A 16,831-nucleotide genomic window follows, 5' to 3' on the forward strand; every position below is an offset into this window, starting at 1 on the left:
TCGTCACTCAGGACCAGATCAGCTTTCGGACGCCCAACTCGTGCCATACCCCATTCTAAGAGATAGACAACGAATTACTGGCGTACGACACTAGCTCGCGCACCAGCCCGGACGATTCCCGTCCGGGCTCGGCCCGTGCGGGTTTGAGCCCGGACCATCGTGCTACTCGCGTGCCGTCCCTTGAGTCTTGAGGTACTCGTACAGCATCGCCGGGAGCGCCTTCCCTAGCTCCGCGAAGAGGCCGCTGTCGTTGAACAGGTCGTCGATAAAGGCTGGGGTCTCGTCACGCACCCCGAGAAGGGCCTTTTGGAACGCCTTCGGTAGCGCCGGGGATTCGGCGAACTGCTGCGGCGAGTTCACCGCGGCCTGGTTCGCGAGATCGACGTCCAACGCGAGCTTGCCGACGATGTGGTTCATCTGCAGGTCGATGACGCCGAGTCCGTACTTGTCGCCGAGGCGTTCGTTGAGCTTCTGGATGATCTCTTCAAGCGCGCTGCGATGCTTCTCGTGGATCGCGCCCGATCCGATCGCGGTGATCGGATCCAGCCCCGGACCCTGCTCGAGGTTCAGCTTCACTGACTCGCCTGCACTGATCTTGTAGCCGACGAGGGTGACATCCGAGATGTCGACGGGTTCGAGAATCGTCGCGGTGGACAACTGCGGAAGGATGCGGCGGAAGAAGTAGTGCCGGCGGGGCAGGTCGGTGTCTTCGAGGTTGCGGGCCTGGGAGATGAAGTCGTAGAACTTCACGAAGTTGGCCACATCGGCCTTGAACAAGCGCAACTCATCCTGCTCGACCTTGTCGTCATCCAGCACCGCGGCGACCCACCGCTTCTGGAACCGGTCCACCGCCGGCGCGGTCGCCGCCGACACCTTCGAGTTCGCATTCACCCCACCGACGAGTGCGGCATCGAACGCCTGCTCGACCTCCGACATGTCGTAGATCCCCGCCGAGTCGAGCTTGACCACGAGGTCGTAGATCAGGTTCGGGTCGGTCGTCGCGGTGAGCGTCGCCTTCCGGTAGTAGGGCAGGAACGCATCCAGCACCTCCTGCGGGTCGTTGACGAAATCGAGGACGAAGGTCTTGTCTTTGCCTGGATACGTCCGGTTCAACCGCGACAGAGTCTGCACGGCCTGGACGCCGCCGAGCTTCTTGTCGACGTACATCGCAACGAGTCGGGGCTGGTCGAACCCGGTCTGGAACTTCTCCGCCACGATCATCACGTTGAACGTCGCAGGCTTGAATGCCTCCGCGAGATCCGACGGCACCCCCGGGTTCTGGGTGCGCTCCGTCAGACCTTCACCGACATCGTCCGGGTCCTCGACCGTGCCCGAGAACGCGACCAGGGATCGCACACCCTGCACTCCTGAGTCGGCGATGTACTTATCGAGGTACTTCTTCCACCGCACGGCCTCGACCCGTGAGCCTGTGACCACCATCGCTTTCGCCTTGCCGTCCAACAGCGGCTGCACGAAGGTGCGGAAGTGGTCGACGACGATCTTCGCCTTCTGGCTGATGTTCGTCGGATGCAGTCGCACGTACTGCACGAGCGCCTTGACCGCCGTCGACTCGTCGACTTCACCGCCATCGTCGTAGTCGGAGTCGGGATGCTGCAGCTTCCACGCCACTTTGTACGGGGTGTAGTTCTGCAAGACGTCGAGGATGAAGCCCTCCTCGATCGCCTGTTGCATCGAGTACAGGTCGAATGGCTCCGGCGTCGCGTCCGGACCCGCATCCTCCGGGACGCGCCCGAACAGCTCGAGGGTCTTTGCCTTGGGGGTCGCGGTGAACGCGAAGTAGGAGATGTTGGGAGCAGCTGCGGTGACCTCCATCGCCCACTGCAGGTACGCCTCCGAGTTGATCGGGGCGCCTTCCGCGACGGCGGCCTGCTCGTCCGGTGAGAGCACCTTGGTCAGCGCGCCGGCGGTCGACCCGGTCTGAGATGAGTGGGCCTCGTCCGCGATCACCGCGAACCGGCGCCCCTGCAACTCCGGCAGGGTCTGGATCGCGGTGATGAGCGCCTCGAAGGACTGAATCGTCACGATCACGATGTTCTTGCCGCCGGTCAACGCTGCGGCGAGCTGCTTCGACTTCGACTCGCCCGCATCCTTCGTGATCGACTGCACCACGCCGGCCTGCTTCTCGAACTGGCCAATGGCATCCTGCAACTGCTTATCCAGCACCGTCCGGTCGGTGACCACCACGACCGTGTCGAACACCCGTGCGTTGTGGTCGTCGTGGAGCTGGGAGAGACGGTGCGCGAGCCACGAGATCGAGTTCGTCTTTCCCGATCCCGCCGAGTGCTGCACCAGGTACCGGCTGCCCGCACCCTCAGCCCGCGCCGCCTCGACGAGCCGCGTCACGGCGCGCCACTGGTGGTACCGGGGAAACAGCACCTTCTCCGACTTCGTCCTCTTGCCCGTGTCGGGGTCGACGTCGACCTCGACCTGCAGGTGCACGAACGACGCCAGCAGCTGCAACCAGGTGTCGCGCTGCAGGATCTCTTCCCAGAAGTAGGAGGATGCGGAACCGTCCGGGTTGGGAGGGTTCCCGGCGCCCTCGTCTGCGCCTTTGTTGAAGGGCAGGAACCGCGTGGCGGCTCCGGCGAGGCGCGTCGTCATCCGCACTTCGGAGTTCGACACCACGAAATGCACCAGCGAGCGCTTCGCGAAACCGAACAACGGCTCGCCCGCCGGCGACCGGTCGAACCGGTACTGGTCCACCGCGTTGCCTATCGCCTGCGTGAAGTCCGTCTTCAACTCGACGGTCGCGACCGGGATGCCGTTGACGAACAGCACCAGATCCAACGCCTTGTTCAGGTGCTTCGCCGAGTAATGCACCTGACGCATCACCCGCACCCGCATCTTCGCGTAGGTGTCGAGCGTTTCGGGGTTGTTGGTCGTCGCCGGCCGGAACTGCGCCAGACGGAACTTCACCGCACCACCCTGCTGCGGCACCATCGCGAACCCCTCGTGCAGGATCCGAATCGTCCCACCGTTCTTCAACGGGTCGTTGTCAAGCGACTTCGCCAGACGACTCAGAATGCCGCGACCCGCAGCCTCACGCTGCGTCTCGGTATCGGCGGGCCGGACCACCTTCGCGAACTCGGTCGGCTGCGAATCCTCCAACCAGCCGAGCACATCCTCGGGGAACAACGCGAGCTCACGGTCATACCCGGCATCGGTCGGCGAGTACAACCATCCGGTCGCTGCCAGATGCTCGGCGATCTCGTTCTCCAGCACCGACTCCAGATGCGCCCCCGCAACACCGCTCACGCCGCCACCCCCACATCGATCTTGCCTGTCACCGCAGCCGAAATCAGCGCGGCGCGACGCTCCCGCGCGAGCCTGACGGAATGTTCTGCAATACCGACCGCCTCATCGATCTTCTCGAGTCGCAGGTCGAGTTCTGTCACAAGCCTCAGCTGCGCGTTCACACTGCAGGAGGGCAATGGCAGGTTCCCGACCAACGTCTTGTTTGTCGACGCAAGATTCGTTGTCTGCACGGCGGTGGTCTCGAAGTACCGGCGCGAAGGGCTCGCGTCCAGCCACCGCATCAAGAATCGCGCGTCGAGACGGGGCCCGACTCTGACAGCGAACACATGGTTCTGGTGAAGCATGGGATCGAGCTCGCCTGACCACAGTGCCCCACGGCCGAGCTTGTCGCGGTCGCCGCCTTCGGTCATCAAGACATCACCAGGCCTCAGCATCGACTGGCGAGCTTTGGCTTCAGGCAAGCGGATGCTCTTGATCTCGTTCAAGTCGACCCAGCCGACCTGAACATTGGCTACCCGGAGGTACGGCCACTCCGGATCCACGGGGTCACCGTCGCCACCAAGAGTCACCCCCGTCTGGATCGAAGCACGGTACTTCAACCGCGTCGGGTTCTCGATGAGGCCCTCGAACGCATTGTCGATTGAAGCGGCTCGGCGTTCGGTGAGGAGGGTGATGAGTTCCTCGTTCTTCGCGATGAACGCGTCGATCTGCGCCGTCTCCCGATCCAGATAGTCCGCAATCGCCCGCTGCTCAGGCACGGACGGAAGTGCAATGGGAGCGGCCTTGATCGCAGTCGAGGTCATGCTCGGAAGCGCGGTGTCAGTCGCCCACGCGCCGAACGGCAGGGTCGTCGCCCAGTAGTAGGCAAAACGAGGAAGAAGTCTGGACCGGTCGATCACGCTATAGAACATCGTGTCGACCGTCCAGAACCTGCCGTCGACATAGAGCGGGCGATCCACCGTGCCCTTCCTTCCGAAGAGCACTGATTCACCGTCGAATAGGTAGCGCGATGCTCGACGGAATTCGCCACCTGATCCGTAGACCGGGTACCCACCCTCTTCGACCTCCACGCTGCTGTAATCCGCACCGTTTCCTATGCGCGCGAGACGTCCGAAGGTTGTCTTGCTCCAGCGGTCCGCGGGGTGGGCTGTCATCGCTCGACCTCGACGAGCATTGCGCGGAGTTGGCCCATGACGGCGTCGAGGTCGCGGTCGATCTCTTCGAGCGGGCGGGGCGGGACGTACCGGTAGAAGTGGCGGGTGAAGGGGATCTCGGCGCCTTCCTTGGTCTTGGAGTGGTCGACCCACGCGTCGGGTGCGTACGGGAGGACTTCGCGGGCGACGTAGGCGTCGACATCCTCGCCCCACGGCACGTTCTCGGTGTCGCGGAGTGACGCATCCGCCTCCGGGTTGCCCTTCGCGTCGGTGCAGGTGTCGGCGGTGTCGTCCTGTTCACCGAGTTCAGTCGTCACGGTCTTCAGCAGAGGGGCGGGGAGGGTGAGGCCTTCGGCTTTCGCGGCATCCTTCAGCGCCCTCTGGAACTCGGCGCGGTTCTTCCAGACGGTGTCGGTGCCGAGCCTTTCGAGGGTGGCGCGGAGGGCGGCAGCATCCGTCTCGTTCAGCTTCTGGATGGCCCTGGCTTCGAACACGGCGTCGATGCGTTCGGCGGTGGCCTGCCAATTGAGTTTGAGGGGACGCTCCACGGTGATCGTGCGGTACAGGAAGTCCTCATTGCGGAAGATCTTCGACTGTTCGTCGTCCTTGAATCCGGCGTACAGCCCGACGATAGTCTCGATGTCCTTCGCGGAGAGTTCGTTGCGCTTGGAGCCGAGGCCCTTGCGGAGCTTGGTGAACATCTCACGGCCGTCGATGAGCTGCACCCGACCCTTGCGGGTGTCGTCTTTGCGATTGGTGAGCACCCAGATGTAGGTGGAGATGCCGGTGTTGTAGAACATGTCCTTCGGTAGCCCGATGATCGCCTCGACGAGGTCGTTGTCGAGTAGCCACTTGCGAATGTTCGACTCGCCTCCGCCGGCGCCGCCGGAGAACAGGGGTGACCCGTTGAGGACGATCCCCATGCGGGAGCCGCCGTCTTCGGGTTTGCGCATTTTCGACACGAGGTGCAGCAGGAACAGCATGGCGCCGTCGCTGACCGCAGGGGCACCGGGCCCGAACCGGCCGTTGAAGCCGAGCTTGGTGTGCTCGTCGTCGACGACGGCGCGCTGGTCCTTCCAGTCGACCCCGAACGGAGGGTTGGACAGGCCGTAGTCGAACTTCTTGTCGTCGAAGGCGTCTTCGGTGAGGGTGTCGCCGAGGGCGATGTTGTCGACATCCTGCCCCTTGATGACCATGTCGGCCTTGCAGATCGCGTACGAGGCGTCGTTGTAGTCCTGCCCGTACAGGCTCAGCTGGATGCCCGGGTTCAGGGTACGGAGGTACTCGTCGGCGACGGAGAGCATGCCGCCGGTGCCGGCAGTGGGGTCGTAGATCGACCGCACCACTCCCGACTTCGAGAGGGCGTCGTCGTCGAGCGCGAACAGCAGCTCGACCATGAGCTTGATGACTTCGCGCGGGGTGTAGTGGTCGCCGGCGGTCTCGTTCGACTTCTCGTTCGCGAACCGGATCAGCTCCTCGAACACGAGACCCATCTGTATGTTGCTGACCGTGCGCGGATGGAAGTCGGCCTGCGCGAACTTCTCGGTCACTGCGAACAGCTTGTTCTTCTCCGCCAGCTTATTCAGCGTCTTGTCGAACTCGAACCGCTCGAAGATATCCCGCACGCTCGGGGAGAACCCCGCGAGGTACGCACCGATGTTCGCGCGAAGATCCTGCGGGTCGGCGACGAGCTTGGCGAAGTCGAACGGCGACGTGTTGTAGAACTGGTGGCCCGAGGCTTCCTGGAGCTTGATCGCCTGCAGCATCTCGGGGAGCGAGTCGATGCCCTTCGCGGCCTCGAGCACGGCTGGCTTCGTGTCGGCGAGGACTGCGTCGAGGCGGCGGAGCACCGTGAAAGGCAGGACGACCGACCCGTACTCGGAGGGCTTGAACGGGCCGCGGAGGGACTCCGCGATGTTCCAGATGAAGGCGACGTGATTCACCACAGGTGGGCACTCCTGCTGTAGAGCGAGCGAACAGGCGGCAGGGACGCCACCAACACTCCCATCCTCGCCCATCTTGCGAGAAAGACGGAGGCTCGGTCGCCGGGGATGGCCTTGTCGCCGGCGTGGGAGGAAGGTGCGCCCGCCGCGAAAGCCTTCGATTACTACCTGTAGGTTCCCGGTCAAGGTGGCGGAGAACTCGGGGATTCCACGCTAATTGGCAGCAGTTTCGTCAGCAGGATTCCGCGCGAAATGGCAGATCCCTACATAAGAGTAGGAAGTCCACTTAGACTTGACGTCCGCCGCCGCCGTCCGATCGCCCGCGCGATCATCCTCCCGTGCTGGGGATGAACGCGCGGTTCATGACTGGTATCCGAGGACCGTGGTCATGCCGGTCTCGGCGTGGTAGATGTTGTGACAGTGCGCGACCCACTGGCCGGGGTTGTCGGCGTCGAAGTCGACTGTCAGGGTCTGGCCCGGGAGGATGATGGAGGTGTCCTTCCGGGGGCCGCCGTTCGCGTGCTGGTAGGTGTGGCCGTGCAGGTGGAACGGATGCCACATCTCGGTGTCATTGCGGATCCGCAACTGCACCCGCTCCCCACTACTGATCGCGTGCGCGTCCCGCAACGGGTCGTTCATGTCGAACCGGCGCCCATTGATCCCCCAGTCGTACGCCTCCATCCCCCCGGTCAGCGCGAGGTGCACGACCCGGTCGGGGGATGCCTGGTGCAGGGTGACGGAGGCGGTCGCGCTCAGCCCGGCAGCGGTGCCAACCCTGCCGGTGCCGAGCTCGGCGACGGGGACGTCGCTGGCCGGAGCCGTGCCAGCGGCGGTGCGAACGAGCGCGAACGCGCGATCCTGCTTGCCTTCCGCGTCGGCGACGACAGGGAACACCCCATCGTCCAGGGTGACCTGCAGGTCGTAGCGTTCGCCCATCCCGATCAGGACACTGTCGACCTCGACAGGATCCACCGGGAACCCGTCGGTGTGGGTGATCGTCAGGGTGTGGCCGCCGATCGCGAACCGGAACGCGGTGTCGCTACCGGCGTTGATGACACGGATCCGCACCCGGGCACCAGGAGTGCCGGTGAATTGGGCGGGGTCGGCTTTGGATTTGCCGTTGATGAGGTAGTGCGGGTAGTAGACGTCGCCGGCGTCGCCGCCGAGCAGGTCGGAGGTGGCACCCATCAGCAGGTTCCCCATCCGCATGAACATGTCGCCCATCCCGCCCATGTCTCCCATGCCCTTCGAGAGGTCGGTGAGGACCTGGTCCGGGGTGGCGGTGACGCCGTCGAGCCAGTCGTCGAGGATCAGCACCCATTCGTCGTCCCACGTCACCTTCTCGTCCGGGTCGTCGATGATGAGCGCACCGTAGAGGCCGTGGTCCAGTTGCGGGCCGACGTGGGGGTGGAACCAGTAGGTGCCCGGATGCGGGGTGACGAACTCGTATGCGAACTGTCCGCCCGGGGCGATGGGGGCTTGGGTGACCGGAGGGACCCCATCCATGTCGTTGCGGAGGGCGAGTCCGTGCCAGTGCACGGAGGTGTCCGCGTCGAGCTGGTTGCGGACGGTCGCTTTCAGCGTGTCGCCTGCGGTGAGCCGGATTACCGGGGCCGGGATACCTCCGAACGCCCAGGTGGCGGCGGCGGTACCGGCCAGGTCGAGCGTGGTGGGGGCGGCGGTGAGGTCGACGGTGGTGACTCGGCCGGTGCCGCCGCGGTTCTTCTCCGTGCCGGACACCGCTGCGCCGGTGGGTGTCACCCATTGCGGCGCAGGGGTGCAGGAGGCGAGCACGGCTGCCGCGACGGCGCCCAGTCCGAGTCCGAGCACACCTCGTCGGGTCAGCAGCATCGGGGAGGACGGTGTGGGAGAGAGCGGACGGTCAGGCATGTTCGGGCTCCTTCTGCATGGTCGTCGCAGCGGGCGCCTGGGCGGGCAGGCGGAGCCGCTTGAGGAGGAGGGCGTTGACGGCGACGATCACGGAGGAACCGGACATCGACAGGGCGGCGATCTCCGGGGACAGCATGATCCCGAACGCCGGGTAGAACACGCCGGCGGCGATGGGGAGGGCGGCGGCGTTGTATCCGATGGCCCAGCCCAGGTTCTGCCGCATCTTTCGCAGTGTGCCCTTGCCGATCTTGAGTGCGATCGCGACATCGAGCGGGTCCGAGCGCATCAGGACCACGTCGGCGGTCTCGATGGCGACGTCGGTGCCGGCGCCGATCGCGATGCCGAGGTCGGCCTGGGCGAGGGCGGGGGCGTCGTTGACGCCGTCGCCGACCATCGCGACCTTCTTGCCCGTCTTCTGCAGCTCGGCGACCTTCGCGGACTTGTCCTCGGGGAGCACATCCGCGATCACGGTGTCGATGCCGAGGAGAGCGGCGATCCGGTCGGCGGTGGGCTTGTTGTCCCCGGTGAGCATCGCGACCTCGACGCCCTGCTCGTGGAGAGCGTCGATCGCGGTCTTTGCGGTGTCCCGGGGCGCGTCGGCGAGACCGATGATCCCGGCGACTTGCCCGTCCACGGCGAACAGGATCGCGGTGCGGCCGGACCCAGCCAGGTCCTGCTGAGCGGCCTGCACCCCGCTGATGTCGATCCCCTCCCCGGTGAGAAGGCGCGGGTTGCCGAGGACGACCTGTCGACCGTCGACGGTGGCGATCGCGCCCTGCCCGGTGACGTTTCGGAACGCGGTCGCGGTGCGACGGGGGATGCCGCGGGCGTCGGCGTAATTCACGATCGCTTTCGCCAGAGGATGCTCGGATTCCCGCTCCAACGCGACCGCGAGGGAGAGGGTCTCGAGGTCGTCGCCGCCGACGGGGATGTAGTCGGTGACCTCCGGCTCCCCCTTGGTGAGGGTGCCGGTCTTGTCGAACACGACCGTGTCGATGCGGGCGGCGGTTTCGATCCCGGCGGCGTTCTTGAACAACACACCGCGCTTGGCACCGAGCCCGGTGCCGACCATGATCGCGGTCGGCGTCGCCAATCCGAGGGCGTCGGGGCAGGTGATGACGACGACGGTGATGGCGAACAGGATCGCCATCGGCACCGCAGCGCCGGCGAGCAGCCACACCAGGAAGGTGAGGGTGCCGCCGATCAGGGCGACCAGGACCAGCCAGAACGCTGCCCGGTCAGCGAGGCGCTGCCCGGGGGCTTTGGAGTTCTGCGCCTCCTGCACGAGCTTCACGATCTGCGCCAACGCCGTGTCCGACCCGACTTTGGTGGCTGTGACGCGGAGGGTGCCGACGGTGTTCACGGTCGCTCCGATCACCTCCGACCCGGGCGCTTTGTCCACCGGCATGGACTCGCCGGTGACCATCGACTCGTCCACCTCGGACTCTCCGGATTCCACGACACCGTCGGTGGGGATCTTCGCCCCCGGCCGCACCAGCATCAGATCCCCCGGGACGACCTCGCTGGTGGGGATCTCGACCTCCTGCCCGTCACGGATCACGACCGCCTGCGAGGGCGCGAGCTCCAGCAGGGTGCGGATGGCGTCGTTCGCGCCGCCGCGGGCGCGCATCTCCACCCAATGCCCCAGCAGCACGAAGGTGGCAAGCACCGTGGCGGCTTCGTAGAACACTTCACCGCCGCCGGTGAGGGTGACCGCGAGGGAGTACAGCCAGCCGGCGCCGACTCCGACCGCGACGAGCACCATCATGTCGAGGGTCTTCGCGCGCAGCGCCCGGTAGGCGCCGTCGAAGAAGATCCACGCGGAGTAGAAGATCACCGGCAGCGACAGGATCAGCATGAACACGTCATCGCGCAGCCCGAACGGGGCCGGCACCTCGAATCCGATCACCTCCCGCCCGATCGGAGACCATAGGGTGATCGGGATCGACAGGATCAGCGCGACCAGGAACCGGTTGCGCATGTCGCGGATCATCGCGTCCATCGACATCCCGCCGTGGTGCCCACCGTGGCCCATCATCTCCTGCGCACTGTGACCCGACGCTGCACCATGATCGTGCCCACCCGCGGCCGCGGTGTGACCGGCGTGCTCGACGTGGTGACCGGCTTGCTCACCGTCATCCGCCGTCGCCGACGGGGCGTGCGTGTGGTCGTGGCCAGCGGCGTGATCGTGGACGGGGTCGTCGTGATAGCCCGCAGGACCCTCATGGCCCGCGTGGCTGGCGTGACCCGTGGCATCCGTGTGGCCCTCGTGCGCGTCGTGACTCGCGTGCGGTTCTTGTGCGCCCTCAGCTGCGGGGCCGTGGTGGGCGCTGTGGTCGTGCGCACCCTCGTCGTGCGGGACGTGCGCGGGGTCGCAGATATGGTCGGGGACGGACTGGCCGGCGCAGTGATACCCGCAGTCGATGACCCACTGCTGCAGGTGCGCTACCGAGGTGGTCTCGGGGTCGTAGGTGACGGTCGCGGTCTGCGAGACCGGGTTCGCGTCCACGGCGATCACCCCGGGTTGTCGGCCCAGGTGGGCTTCGGTGACGTTCTTGGAGGTCGCGCGGATCATGCCGCTGACCTGCAGGGTCACGGTTCTGGTGTCACTCATTTCGGTTCCTTCCCGATGGCGGGGTCGGTGGTGTCGGGGTGGGGCCAGTGCCAGTCGGCGACGGCGGGGATGTCGGTGCCGTGCTCACGGGTGTGGGCGCGGGCATGCAGGCGGGCGTCCTGCAGCTCCTGCCGCAGCTCCGCGTGGCGGGCGGCGAGGCCCGGGACGTGGTCGAGGACGTCGATCGCCAGCCGGTACCGGTCGAGGTCGTTGAGCATGACCATGTCGAACGGGGTCGTGGTGGTGCCGCGCTCCTGGAAGCCGTGCACGTGCAGGTTCTGGTGTCCGGCGCGGTTGTAGGTGAGTCGGTGGATCAGCCACGGGTAGCCGTGGTAGGCGAAGATCACCGGCTTGTCGGGGGTGAAGATCGCATCGAACTCCCGGTCCGGCAGCCCGTGCGGGTGCTGGTCCTCGGATTGCAGCCGGGTCAGGTCGACTACGTTCACCACCCGCACTCTCAGGTCGGGGACGTGCTCGCGCAGCAGCGCCGCCGCCGCGAGGGTCTCGAGGGTGGGGACGTCGCCGGCGGCGGCGAGCACCACATCCGGCTCGGTGCCTTCGGTTTCGGTGCCCGCCCACGGCAGGATGCCCAGCCCGCGGGTGCAGTGCTCGATCGCCTCGTCCATCGTGAGCCACTGCGGGGCGGGCTGCTTCCCGGCGACGACGACGTTGAGGTACCCGGTGGAGCGGAGGCAGTGGTCGTAGGTGGACAGCAGTGTGTTCGCGTCGAACGGGAGGTAGACGCGGACGATGTCGGGGCTCTTGTTCAGGGCGAGGTCGATGAACCCGGGGTCCTGGTGGGAGAACCCGTTGTGGTCCTGCCGCCAGACGTGGCTGGAGAGCAGGTAGTTGAAGCTCGGGATCGGGTCCCGCCACGACACCTCCCGGGCCGCTTCGAGCCATTTGGCGTGCTGGTTGAACATCGAGTCGACGATGTGGGTGAATGCCTCGTAGCAGTTGAACAGGCCGTGTCGGCCGGTCAGGACGTAGCCCTCGAGCCAGCCCTGGCACTGGTGCTCGCTGAGCACCTCCATCACCCGCCCGGTCGGGGCCAGGTGCTCGTCGACGGGCTCCACGGCCGCGTTCCACTGCTTGCCGGTGGCCTGGTAGACGGGTGGGGCGAGTCGGTTGGAGGCGGTCTCGTCCGGGCCGAAGATGCGGAAGTTGTCCGGGTTGTCCCGGATCACCCCCGCCAGCCAATCCCCCAATGTCCGGGTCGCTTCGCCGGTCGACGCCCCGCGCGCGGCGGGGTCGACGGGGTGGGCGTGCTCGCGGAAGTCCGGGAGCCGCAGCGGGACGGTGAGTTGTCCGCCGTTGCCGGCCGGGTTCGCGCTCATCCGCCGATCCCCGTCCGGGGCGATCGCGACCGTGGTCGGGCGTGGGGCGCCGATCACGTCGAACAGCTCGTGCGGGCGGTAGGACGCCAGCCAGTCCTCGAGGATCCGCAGGTGCTCGGGATTGTCGCGGACCTCGGCGAGCGGCACCTGGTGGGACCGCCAGGTGCCCTCCACGGGGAGCCCGTCGATCACCGGCGGGCAGGTCCAGCCTTTCGGGCTGCGCAGCACGATCGCCGGCCACGCCGGCCGGCCCTCCAGGGTGCCGGCCGCCGCGGCGGTCTTGATGTCCGCGATCCGGTCCAGCACCTCGTCCAGCACGCCGGCGAACCGGGCGTGGGACTCCCGCGGGTCCTCGCCGTCGAAGCCGACGGTGACCACGAACGGCTCGTGGCCGTAGCCGCGCAGCAGCGCGACCAGCTCGTCCTCGGGGATGCGGGACAGCACCGTCGGGTTGGCGATCTTGTACCCGTTCAGGTGCAGGATCGGCAGCACCACCCCGTCCGCGGCGGGGTTGAGGAACTTGTTGCCGTGCCACGCGGTCGCCAACGGCCCGGTCTCCGCCTCCCCGTCACCGATCACGCAGGCGACCAGCAGGTCGGGGTTGTCGAACGCGGCCCCGTAGGCGTGCACCAGGGAGTAGCCCAGCTCGCCGCCCTCGTTGATCGACCCCGGCGTCTCGGGTGACGCGTGCGAGGGGATCCCGCCGGGGAAGGAGAACTGCCGGAACAGCGCCCGCAGCCCCTCTTCGGTGCGGTCGATGCCCGGGTAGCGTTCGGTGTAGGTGCCGTCGAGGTAGGCGTTGGCGACCATGCCGGGTCCGCCGTGCCCGGGCCCGGTCACGTACAGGGTGTTCAGGTCGCGGTCGCGGATGGCGCGGTTCAGGTGGGCGTAGAGGAAGTTCAGGCCCGGGGTGGTGCCCCAATGGCCCAGCAGCCGCGGCTTGATGTCGTCCCGGCTGAGGCGGTGGCGCAGCAGCGGGTTACCCTGCAGGTAGATCTGGCCGATGCTCAGATAGTTCGCCGCCCGCCACCACGCATCCACCGCCGCCAACTGTTCGGCGGTGGCATCGGTGGTGCGGTGCGCCCACGCGGGGTGTGCCGGTGTGGGGGTCATGGTCGGTCTCCTTCCGATCCGCGGCCGCTCGGGTCGCGCCAGGTGCGAATGACGGGGGTCATGGTGTTGCCGCCGGGATGAGAACGGTGGCGGTGGTGTCGCGGATCCAGACCACGCCGCGGTCATCGACCAGGACGACCGCACCGTCCCCGGTGACCCCGAGGGCTTGGACGGTTCCCGTGGTGGTGCCGACGTTCTCCCAGCCGGTGCCGACTAGGCGTCGCAACGTCCCGTCGGTGTCCACTCCGACCACCCCACCGGTTGGGTCGGTCTCCACCAGGTACAGCACTGGCGCTTCCGGCGCCGGGGTGAAGGTGGCGCCACCGTCGGTGCTGTGCTGCAGCCCGTCCTGGGTGGCGGCGTACAGGGTGCCGTCGGTCGCGGCGGCCAGGTCGACGGCGGGCAGCTCGGCACCGTCCGCCCAACTCTGCCCGCCGTCGCTGCTGGTGCGCAGCAGCGGGCGGGAGGATCCGATCCCGTACAGGGTGCCGTCGCCGGTGACGGTGAGGACGTGGAAGTCCTCTTCCCCGGTGAACGCGACCGGTTCCCACGAGGCGCCGGCGTCGAGGCTGCGGATGATGCCGAGGTTGGGGGCGCCGAGCTCCGCCGGGGTGGACGGGCCGGGGTGCCCGGACGCGTAGAGGGTGTCACCGGTAGCGGTCAGTCCCATCGCGTCCAGGTCGATGCCACCGACCGGGCCGGTGACGGTGCCGTCCTCGCCCAGCGTGTACAGGCCGGTGTGGGTGCCCAGCAGCACGGTGCCGTCACCGGCGTCGACGATGCCGTGCACATGCCCGAACCCGGCCGCGGTGCTCGCGGGGGCATCGGGCTCCGCAGGGGTGGTGCTGCAGCCCGTGAGCAGCAGCGCGACGGTGACGGTGGCCGTGATCGCCAGTCTGCGGGTGGTGGGAGAGATCATGAACGGAGAGCCTTTCCGTGCGGGTACGCCGGATACCGGTGACCGCACAGGGGTCGAGGGTGGGGCCTCGGACGGGACCGGCATCGGGAGCGCGGGTCCGGTCCGAGGGGTACCGGGTCAGAGGCTGGCGAGGATGTCCTGCATCGTGGTGATCTCGGCGGTCTGCCCGTCGATGATCTGCTGCGCGAGGGCGGCCACGTCCGTGTTCTGCCCGTCGGTGAGCACCGACTGCGCCATCGTCACGGCGCCCTGATGGTGAGCGATCATGCCGTTCAGGAACAGGCGGGTCGCCTCGACCCCGGTCGCGGCATCCAAAGCGGCCATGTCGTCCTCCGACATCATCCCGCCGCCCATGTCCATGCCCTCCATCCCGGACATGGAGTCGTCGTACGGGACGCCCCACTCCTGAAGCCAGCCCTTCATGGTCTGGATCTCCGGGTCCTGTGCGGCCTTGATCTGCTCGGCGAGGGAGACGACCCGCTCGTCGATTCCGTCTTTCGCGAGGATCTGATCGGCCATCTCGATGGCCTGCTGGTGGTGCGGGATCATCATCGTCACGAACATCTCGTCCGCGGCGTTGAACGCGGCGGCGGACTGGGACGGGGCGGTGCTGGTCATCCCCCCGGAGCCGTGGTCCATGCCGGGCATGGTGCCGTCGGTGGGGGCGCAGCCAGCGAGCACGAGCACGGTGGCCAGGGCGCCAGCGGTCAGCGTGAGAGTACGAAAACGCATCAGGGGTGTCCTTGTCTATTCAGTCGGTGAGGGTCTGATTCAGTGCCCGGGAGGGCAGAGTGCAGCATCCCCGGCAAGGGTCGCCGGGGTTCAGGCGGAATCAGGTGCGACTGATGGACAGGACAAGCAGTGAAGGCGGGCGGGGATGCGGCAATCCGGCCAGCAGAGTCCGGGTATGGGAGCGCGAGCGGGCTACGGCGTATGCGAGAAGGGCACGGGACGTCGGGGCGAGCAGGACGATCACCGCGGCCAGCAGCGCCAGCACGCACATCATCATCAGCATCGAGTGATCCGGCATCCCCGCAGGGCTGCCGCACCCGTCCTGGCAATGCCCCCCAGCGCCCTCCGCCGCAGCTGCGGTCATCGGCGTATCGTCGGCGGCGGCTGGTGCGGAGCCGACCTGGCTGTGCGTGCTCATCGCGCTGGTCTCTGATGCCAGGGCGGGCTGGTGGGAACCGGTCAGGATGTGCATGGACAGCAGCCCGGTGATGATCGCCAGGGCGATCGGAGCGGCCAGCAGGAGCCGTCGCACCCCGGGGGTCAGACGCGCGTGCGAGCGAATCACGTTCACGACCGACCTCCTTCCCGTCCAGGGTAGCGGTGCCCTGCCTCCGCGACACCGTCAGAACACCACGCACGGAGCGGGTGCCCCCTACCACTCAGCATATACCTATCCGGGGTATCCAGGATGGGTATCGCTTCGGGGATGGCTACCCGCCCGGGGTATGCTGGGCGTGATCGAGGAAGGGGCGTCGACGGTGAACCAGGTGGTGGCGCGACGGCGGGCACTCGGGTCCCGGCGTGCCCTGTGGTTCTACCTGGCCGCGGTGACCGCGATCATCGCGGGGCTGCTTGCGATGCATTCACTGAGTCTGGAAGAGGGCCAGGCGGGCACTGTCGTGTCCACCTCCGCAGTCGTTGCGGCCCCCGATGCCGCCGCTGATGTCCTGGTCAGCGGGGTGGCGACCCCCTCGTGCGATGAGACGGTCTGCGGGACGTCTCATGCTTTCGCTGCCGTGACGTGTCTGCTCGCGTTGCTGACCCTGCTCATCCTGGTGCTCCCGGCCCGGGACGGGTGGATGTCGCTGCTGGCGTGGCTGCGATCCCTCCCGGGCAGGCCGGGCTCGTTCACGTCCGGGTCGCCTCTTCTGCGACCCTCCCTGATCGTGCTGTCGATCAGCCGCACCTGATCAGCACCCCGCCCGCGCCCGCCGCCTGAGCCGCCGCCGGCGCGTGATGTCGCCGACGGTCCACGATGTGCGGCCCGCAGGCGAGCGCGACCCGTCTGCGGCAGCGCCATGGGTGATCCGATCCCGGATTCTCGCCGTGCACTCCGGGCCGCGGCTCCCGGTTGGACCGTGTGACGGCGGTGGCGACCGTGCGCACCTTCATCGTCCCCCTCATCCAGGAAAGTCTTGTATGCCCGAACCCGCCCCCTCCTCCTCGACTCCCGGTACCGGGACGCGCCGTGCGGCGAGAGCCGCCCTGTCTTCCCCACCCGTCCAGACGCGACGCGATCGACGCCGTCGGCCCACCCGTGCCGCCCGGACACCTCGACACGCGCCGCGCCGCACGCTCACCCGATCCCGGATGCTCGCCGGCGCGGTGATACTCACGGACGCGTCGATCGTCGGACTGCCGTTGCTGATCCCGTTGACGCCGGAGCCGGTGTTCGCCGTCGAGGCGACCCGCACCCCGGTGCGCGCCCAGTCGTTCACCACCCCCGACACCGTCACCGGGACGGTGATGGTGCGCGGGTTGGGGTGTGACACTTCTTGTAGACGGTCGTTACCAGGAAGGAACGACAGGCAGAGATGTCTACGAATCGCAGGAAGTTCACTGAGGAGTTCAAG

The 16,831-nt window shown here is 67.3% G+C and carries 11 protein-coding genes; 2 read left to right on the forward strand and 9 right to left on the reverse strand.

The genetic code is table 11. The features are described 5' to 3' along the window. Nucleotides 1-162: 162 nt before the first annotated feature. The 9 genes from LOK55_RS13350 to LOK55_RS13390 all read right to left on the reverse strand — a co-directional run bounded on the left by LOK55_RS13350 (nt 163) and on the right by LOK55_RS13390 (nt 15,549). A complete protein-coding gene (locus LOK55_RS13350; RefSeq protein WP_229935757.1) occupies nt 163-3,276 on the reverse strand; it encodes a type I restriction endonuclease subunit R in 3,114 nt (1,037 codons plus the stop codon). Beyond that, nucleotides 3,273-4,430, reverse strand: coding sequence for a restriction endonuclease subunit S (locus tag LOK55_RS13355; protein WP_229935758.1), 1,158 nt, complete (start codon nt 4,428-4,430; stop codon nt 3,273-3,275). Before LOK55_RS13355 ends, LOK55_RS13350 begins: the two co-directional genes overlap by 4 nt. Further along, nucleotides 4,427-6,376, reverse strand: coding sequence for a class I SAM-dependent DNA methyltransferase (locus LOK55_RS13360; protein ID WP_229935759.1), 1,950 nt, complete (start codon nt 6,374-6,376; stop codon nt 4,427-4,429). The genes LOK55_RS13355 and LOK55_RS13360 overlap by 4 nt, the downstream gene beginning before the upstream one ends. 357 nt (nt 6,377-6,733) lie before the next feature. After that, nucleotides 6,734-8,263 carry a multicopper oxidase family protein gene (locus LOK55_RS13365; RefSeq protein WP_141381443.1) on the reverse strand — a complete coding sequence of 510 codons (1,530 nt, stop codon included), beginning with the start codon at nt 8,261-8,263 and terminating at the stop codon, nt 6,734-6,736. Then, entirely contained in the window at nt 8,256-10,877 is a 2,622-nt protein-coding gene (locus tag LOK55_RS13370) for a heavy metal translocating P-type ATPase (protein ID WP_229935760.1), read from the reverse strand. The genes LOK55_RS13365 and LOK55_RS13370 overlap by 8 nt, the downstream gene beginning before the upstream one ends. Further along, nucleotides 10,874-13,327, reverse strand: a complete 2,454-nt coding sequence (locus LOK55_RS13375) for a phosphoketolase (RefSeq protein ID WP_229935761.1) — start codon at nt 13,325-13,327, stop codon at nt 10,874-10,876. The genes LOK55_RS13370 and LOK55_RS13375 overlap by 4 nt, the downstream gene beginning before the upstream one ends. A gap of 58 nt (nt 13,328-13,385) precedes the next feature. Beyond that, nucleotides 13,386-14,246: a F510_1955 family glycosylhydrolase gene (locus tag LOK55_RS13380; protein ID WP_229935762.1), complete on the reverse strand. Its 861-nt coding sequence runs from the start codon at nt 14,244-14,246 to the stop codon at nt 13,386-13,388. Nucleotides 14,247-14,363: 117 nt separating this feature from the next. After that, nucleotides 14,364-14,978, reverse strand: coding sequence for a DUF305 domain-containing protein (locus LOK55_RS13385; RefSeq protein WP_141381439.1), 615 nt, complete (start codon nt 14,976-14,978; stop codon nt 14,364-14,366). A gap of 100 nt (nt 14,979-15,078) precedes the next feature. Then, nucleotides 15,079-15,549 carry a DUF6153 family protein gene (locus LOK55_RS13390; protein WP_141381438.1) on the reverse strand — a complete coding sequence of 157 codons (471 nt, stop codon included), beginning with the start codon at nt 15,547-15,549 and terminating at the stop codon, nt 15,079-15,081. Between the two features lie 154 nt (nt 15,550-15,703). On the opposite strand from LOK55_RS13390, the gene LOK55_RS13395 reads away from it, so the two are divergent. Continuing rightward, nucleotides 15,704-16,168 (forward strand): DUF6153 family protein, encoded by a 465-nt coding sequence (locus tag LOK55_RS13395; RefSeq protein WP_141381437.1) that lies wholly within the window; start codon nt 15,704-15,706, stop codon nt 16,166-16,168. 400 nt (nt 16,169-16,568) lie between these two features. Continuing rightward, a partial coding sequence (locus tag LOK55_RS13400) for a hypothetical protein (protein ID WP_229935763.1) occupies nt 16,569-16,831 on the forward strand: 263 nt, incomplete at its 3' end.

Origin of the sequence: Microbacterium sp. F2E (genome assembly GCF_020905435.1) — a bacterium.
GTDB lineage: Bacteria > Actinomycetota > Actinomycetes > Actinomycetales > Microbacteriaceae > Microbacterium > Microbacterium lacticum.